Origin of the sequence: Mesorhizobium sp. M0239 (assembly GCF_040321815.1) — a bacterium.
Classification (GTDB): Bacteria; Pseudomonadota; Alphaproteobacteria; order Rhizobiales; family Rhizobiaceae; genus Mesorhizobium.
This window is the reverse complement of the sequence record NZ_JAMYSG010000069.1, coordinates 1-6,108: the sequence shown is the minus strand read 5'-3', so window position 1 is coordinate 6,108 and position 6,108 is coordinate 1. Positions and strand designations below refer to the sequence as shown.

The following is a 6,108-nucleotide window of genomic DNA, read 5'->3' as shown; positions in this document are numbered from 1 at the left end:
CCGGTGCCGCGCAGATGGACGGCGCGATCCTGGTCGTGTCGGCCGCCGACGGCCCGATGCCGCAGACCCGCGAGCACATCCTGCTGGCCCGTCAGGTCGGCGTGCCGTCGATCGTGGTGTTCCTGAACAAGGTCGACCAGGTCGACGACGCCGAGCTGCTCGAACTGGTCGAGCTCGAGGTTCGCGAGCTTTTGACCAAGAACGAGTTCCCCGGCGACGACATTCCGATCGTCAAGGGTTCGGCGCTGGCTGCTCTGGAAGACAGCGACAAGAAGATCGGTGAAGACGCGATCCGCGAGCTGATGGCTGCGGTCGATGCCTACATCCCGACGCCGGTTCGTCCGCTCGACAAGCCGTTCCTGATGCCGATCGAAGACGTGTTCTCGATCTCTGGCCGCGGCACGGTCGTGACCGGCCGCGTCGAGCGCGGCATTGTCAAGGTCGGCGAGGAGCTGGAGATCATCGGCATCCGTCCGACGACCAAGACGACCTGCACGGGCGTCGAGATGTTCCGCAAGCTGCTCGATCAGGGCCAGGCTGGCGACAACATCGGCGCGCTGCTGCGCGGCGTTGATCGTGAAGGTGTCGAGCGCGGTCAGGTTCTGGCCAAGCCGGGCACGGTGAAGCCGCACAAGAAGTTCGTGGCCGAAGCCTACATCCTGACCAAGGACGAAGGTGGCCGTCACACGCCGTTCTTCACCAACTACCGTCCGCAGTTCTACTTCCGCACGACGGACGTGACCGGCATCGTGTCGCTGCCGGAAGGCACCGAGATGGTGATGCCGGGCGACAACATCACGGTCGATGTCGAGCTGATCGTGCCGATCGCCATGGAAGAGAAGCTGCGCTTCGCTATCCGTGAAGGCGGCCGCACCGTCGGTGCCGGCATCGTCGTCACCATCAAGGAATAATCGAGCCCGGCATTTGCCGGATCGACAAGAAAAGGGCGGTCTTCGGGCCGCCCTTTTTTGTTTGCCGGGCTATCGGCTACCGCCCTGTCGCTCGACCCTGTTGCAAGCCCTTGGACCTCGTCTAGTATAGGTTGCATCAAGGGGCTTTTTTGCAGAATGGTTTCAGGGCGCCTTCACCGTTGTCGGGCATTGTGGTCGCTGGCCTTGATCTGCCTGCTGGCATTGCTTGCCGCGGGCCCGGTAGCCTTTGCGGCGGATGCGGCGCCGGATCTTGGGCCGACGATGCGGTTCGGCATTGTCCGCAGCAACGCACCGGGGTGCGAGCCGATCTGCCCGGAATGGATATCGGCCGAGGGCTCCATAGAAGCCGGCACGCCGGCACTCTTCAAACGCATGCTGAAGACGCTTGGCGGGCGGAAACTGCCTGTTGTCGTGGATTCTCCCGGCGGCAATGTCGAGGCGGCGCTGACGCTTGGCCGGCTGATCCGCAAGAACAAGCTCGATATCGCCATCGGCAAGACGGTGTTTTCCAGCTGCCAGCCCGGTGCGAAGGGATGCCAGGACCGTGACGCCCGCTACTTCGGCGATGTCATCGACTATGGCGCCATGTGCAATTCCGCCTGTCCTCTGATGTTTGCCGGCGGTATCAGGCGGGTGGCCGGCGAATGGGCCTATCTCGGCGTCCATCAGATCACCACGACCTACATCCGCACGAAATTGCAATACCGCACCACCTACCGCATCGTGGGGGGCAAGAAGAAGATCCTCAACACAAAGATCGTCAGCCGCAAGAACGCCGGCAGCTACAAGACCTACGAGATGAGCAAGTCGGTGGAGAAAAAGCTGGCGGCCTATCTCAACCAGATGGGCATCGAACAAGGCATGCTCGAAACGATGAAGGGCACGCCGGCCAGCGAAATTCACCAGATCGCCCTCGACGACATGCTGGCGATGAAGCTGGTCACCAGCACGGACGCTGTAGGCCTGTTGACCGCGGCAAGCCTGTGCGAGCCCGGCCGCCTGGCCACGAATTGCCGGGAAATGCCGGGGGACAAGCCTGATGGCCTGACGGCGACCGCGGCCAAGCCTGCTCCGCCGGCGATCGAACCCGAGCCGGCGCGACACGATGAAGAGCGGCGCGATGAAGACATGCGCTTCGTCGTCGTTCGCGGCACCAATCCGCTCTGCAATCCAGACTGCCCGGAATGGATCTCGGCGGAAGGCGCGATCACTCCCCAGACCCCGCAGAAGCTGCGCCAATTGCTCGCCACGCTCGGCAAACGGCAACTGCCTGTCGTGGTCAGTTCGAGGGGAGGCGACCTGTTCAGCGCCCTGGCGGCGGGACGGCTTATCCATGAAAGGAAGCTCGACGTCGCGGTTGGCCGCACCGATTTCGTCGGCTGTGACCCGGGAGCGTGGAATTGCCTGGCCAAAGAGGGCGCCTATGCCGGGCTGAGCATCGATGCGGGCGTGGAGTGCGATTCGGCCTGCGCGCTGATGCTTGCCGGCGGCATCAAGCGGCTTGTCGGTCCCCAGGCGCGACTTAGCCTCTACCTGATGGGGCAAAAGCAGATGGTCAAGGCCTATCTCGACGAGATGGCGATCGCTCCCGCCCTGTTCGCGGCGATCGAGCGTCGCTCGGTCGAGCGCCGGCTGGAACCCGGCATGATGCTGAAGGTCGGACTGACGACGAGCCTGCAATCGGTCGACGCGCTGACCGGCGCCACCATTTGCGAGGCGGTGCCAAGACCCGAGAATTGCCGGATCCGGCCCTCCGCCAATGCCGAGGCTGACGCGCCGGCCAAATTGTAGACCGCGGCGAAGCCGGAACTGGCCATCGAGGCAGGTTGAGACACTTCCGATTGTTCCGCTATCGTCGCTGCTGGCGGCGCCAGGCAGGCGGAGGATCGAGAATGAGCCAGGATATCCCGACCCTCTACGAATGGGCCGGCGGCGGCGAGGCCCTGAACCGGCTGACCCAGACTTTCTACGACAAGGTGGCGCAGGACCCGATCGTCGGGCCGGTGTTCAAGACCATGTCGCCGGATCATCCCGCCCATGTCGCGGCCTTCATCGGCGAGGTTTTCGGCGGGTCAAAAACCTACAGCGAGCAGTTCGGTGGCCACCGCGAGATGGTCATGCACCATCTGGGCAAGCATCTGAGCGAGGAGCAGCGCCGCCGCTGGATTAGCCTCCTGGCCGATGCAGCCGACGCGGTCGGCCTGCCTGACGATCCGGAATTCCGTTCGGCCTTCATGGGCTATGTCGAATGGGGATCGCGTCTGGCCAAGATGAACTCCAATCTCGGCGAGACGTGCGATCCCGAGACGGAACCGATGCCGGCCTGGGGCTGGGGCGTGCCGGGCGGACCCTATCGGCCGCTGAAAACAAAGTAACCTCTCGCCGAACGAGCTGGTCGTCAGCTGTCCCGATTTCTGGCGCAGGGGGGGTGAAGGTACGTTTGCTTGCAAACCACCCTTTACAGAGCGTGCGGAAGCTTTTAGGAAGCGCCTGCTGCGCCGACATGCGCACGTACGGGCATAGCTCAGTTGGTAGAGCGGCGGTCTCCAAAACCGCAGGTCGTAGGTTCGAGCCCTGCTGCCCGTGCCATTTCCAAAGGGAAATCAGGCACTTAGAAATAGCGCTACTCGGTTGAGAAGCCAAAACGACTGCTGCACATCTATTGCACGGACATGCACGTCCGCGGGCAGCGTCCGACGGTGGCGTAAAATCACACGATTCTGGTGGGCAACTTCACCGTAACGACAGCCTGGTTTGGCGCTGCTCGAGGTTCCACAAAGGTAAAAATTGGCGGGTTGGCACCAAGGAAGCTGGCTTGGCTCGAGTCGAGATTTGCTCCTTTGGTCCGAAGGATGCGGGCGCAGAATACAAACCATCCGACGCTCGGGCATAGGCTTCCATGCTATGCTTTGGACCGCTCGGCTTTGAGAATCTACAGCTTGTAGGCAGCAGGCGGACCAACGGATCCGCGTTCGATGATTGTGGTCGGCAGAATGAGCCTTTCAGCTGGCCGTGCTTCGCCCTTCAAGCGGCGGATGAGCAGTTCCGCGACGCTTTTGCCCAGCGCATAGACGGGCTGGTCGACGACGGTGATGGGCGGGGTCGTGACGCTCGTCCAGTCCGCGTCATGGAAAGTGATGAGCGAGATGTCTTGTGGAATGCGCAGCCCGCGCTGGCGCATGACCTTGAAGATCTCCAGGGCTATGAGACTGTCGGAGGCAAGGATTGCGGTCGGTCGATCTGGCCCCGACAGCAGTTTGTCGGCGAGCTTTCGCGTCTCGTCGGGGCTTGTCGCGCCAAGGCGAATATGACGTTCCGGTCGATCAATTCTGGCGTCCCGGCACACCTTGAGAAAGCCGTCGATGCGCTCACGGACCGATGAGGTGTAGATTTGTCCTAGGTCGCGATACTCATTGCCTTCGGCGTCAACCGCGGTCACATAGGCGATTTTGCTGTGGCCGGCGTCGACAAGGATACGGGTCGCCCGCATGGCGATGTCTCGATCGTCAACCGTAACCGTGTCGACATCGAGATCAGGCAGCGCCCGGTCAAGCAGGGCAAGCGGCCGGCCTGAACGGTGGATGTCGCGCAGGTGTGAGATGTCACGCGATTCCGACGGCGTGACGATCAGTCCGTCGACGCGCTTGCCGATCAACAGCCGCACAGCTGCCCTTTCCGCGTCGATCCGCTCGCCGGAGTTGGCCAAGATGACGTTGAAGCCAGCCGCCCTTGCCGCGTCGCTGATTCCACGCACCGCCAGGCTGAAGAACGGGTTTTCGATGTCTCCGACCACCACGCCGATGATGCCGGACCTGCCGGTCGTCATGCTTCGGGCCAGTTCGTTCGGACGGTAGTCAAGGGCCTTGGCGGCGGCCATGACATTGGCGCGGATCGTGTCGCTGACGACACCGTATCCGCCGAGCACACGCGCGGCCGTCGCTTTGGACACATTGGCCACTCGGGCGACATCGCTGACCGTTATCGACTGGGTCTTGGGTGCGGTTCTTTTCATTGGATGAACGACTACAAGAGTTGTTGACGGAAGGTCAATCTGGCGATAACGATTATCAAAGAGACCGGTCTCAATCAATAAGAGACCGGTCTCTTTTAGAAGATTGCGGGCCGAGAGGCGCATGCCGCGGTCGCGGCGGCGGGCGATGTCAAGCGTGGGATTGCCGGCTCGACGTCAATACCAAGAAGAACAGACCTTCAGAGTGGAGAGAAGACATGAGCAGGATAGGAATTCTCAAGTCGTTGATGTCACCGGTCCGGGCCGGCGCAATGGCTCTTATGGCTGTGTGCATCGGCGCGGGTTTTGTTTCCGGAGCAGCCGCCGCGGATGACAATCCCTATGGTCTTATTGATGCGAAAGTCATCAGCGTTGGTACCATGGGTGATGCCAAGCCCTACGCTTTCACCCAGGCGGACGGCACATTCACCGGGTTCGACATCGAATTGTTCCGCAACGTCGCGAGCCGCCTTGGCTTCAAGCCGGACCAGGTGATCTTCACCGGTCAGGAATTCTCGGCGCTGATGCCTTCGGTTGCCAACGAGCGCTTCGATGTCGCGGTCGCGGCAATCGGCACGACGGAAGCGCGTAAGAAGACCGTCGACTTTTCCGACGGGTATCTTGCAGGCTATCTCTCCGTGCTTACGTCAGACAAGGCGATCACGTCGGCCGACGGGCTCAAGGGCAAGCGTCTTGGCGTCGTGCAGGGTACGCTGCAGGAAATCTATGCGGCGAAGAATTTTGTCGGGACGGATCTCGTCAAATTTCCTGACAACAATTCGGCCGTCTCGGCGCTCAACAATGGCACGGTCGACGCTCATTTCCTCGATTACGAGGCAGCCAAGGACTATGGCGTTCGTTATCCGGACTTGAAGATCGCGGTTAACATCCCGTCCTTCGACGCGCCGGCAGGCTTCGTCTTGCGCAAGGGCAACGACAAGCTTCGCGATGCGCTGAACACCGCCCTGCATGCGGCCATGCAGGACGGCACCTGGAAGACGCTTTATGAGAAGTGGTTCCCAGGCTCGCCGATGCCCGATCAATACCTCCCCAAGAAGTAACCGCACCCGGGGGGGCGGGGGTTGGGCGGGGGGCGGCCCCCCCCCCCCCGCGGGTGGGGTGGGGGCGGAGGGGGGGCCCCCACGCACAGGGGGCGGAAGTCCAGGG

At 62.1% G+C, this 6,108-nt stretch carries 5 protein-coding genes and 1 tRNA gene; 5 read left to right on the top strand and 1 reads right to left on the bottom strand.

The features are described 5' to 3' along the window. The 4 genes from tuf to NKI99_RS33225 all read left to right on the top strand — a co-directional run. Positions 1-911: elongation factor Tu (gene tuf / locus NKI99_RS33240; protein WP_352613667.1), on the top strand; the 911-nt coding region annotated here is incomplete at its 5' end. A 156-nt stretch (positions 912-1,067) separates the two neighbouring features. Then, positions 1,068-2,723 (top strand): COG3904 family protein, encoded by a 1,656-nt coding sequence (locus NKI99_RS33235; RefSeq protein ID WP_023814282.1) that lies wholly within the window; start codon positions 1,068-1,070, stop codon positions 2,721-2,723. Positions 2,724-2,824: 101 nt separating this feature from the next. After that, positions 2,825-3,307: a group II truncated hemoglobin gene (locus NKI99_RS33230; protein WP_023814283.1), complete on the top strand. Its 483-nt coding sequence runs from the start codon at positions 2,825-2,827 to the stop codon at positions 3,305-3,307. A gap of 138 nt (positions 3,308-3,445) precedes the next feature. Next, positions 3,446-3,521: transfer RNA gene (locus tag NKI99_RS33225), tRNA-Trp, on the top strand. A gap of 343 nt (positions 3,522-3,864) precedes the next feature. Here the strand turns inward: NKI99_RS33225 and NKI99_RS33220 are convergent. Further along, entirely contained in the window at positions 3,865-4,944 is a 1,080-nt protein-coding gene (locus NKI99_RS33220) for a LacI family DNA-binding transcriptional regulator (RefSeq protein ID WP_352613668.1), read from the bottom strand. A gap of 215 nt (positions 4,945-5,159) precedes the next feature. On the opposite strand from NKI99_RS33220, the gene NKI99_RS33215 reads away from it, so the two are divergent. Next, entirely contained in the window at positions 5,160-6,002 is an 843-nt protein-coding gene (locus NKI99_RS33215) for an ABC transporter substrate-binding protein (protein ID WP_023814285.1), read from the top strand. Positions 6,003-6,108 lie beyond the last annotated feature (106 nt).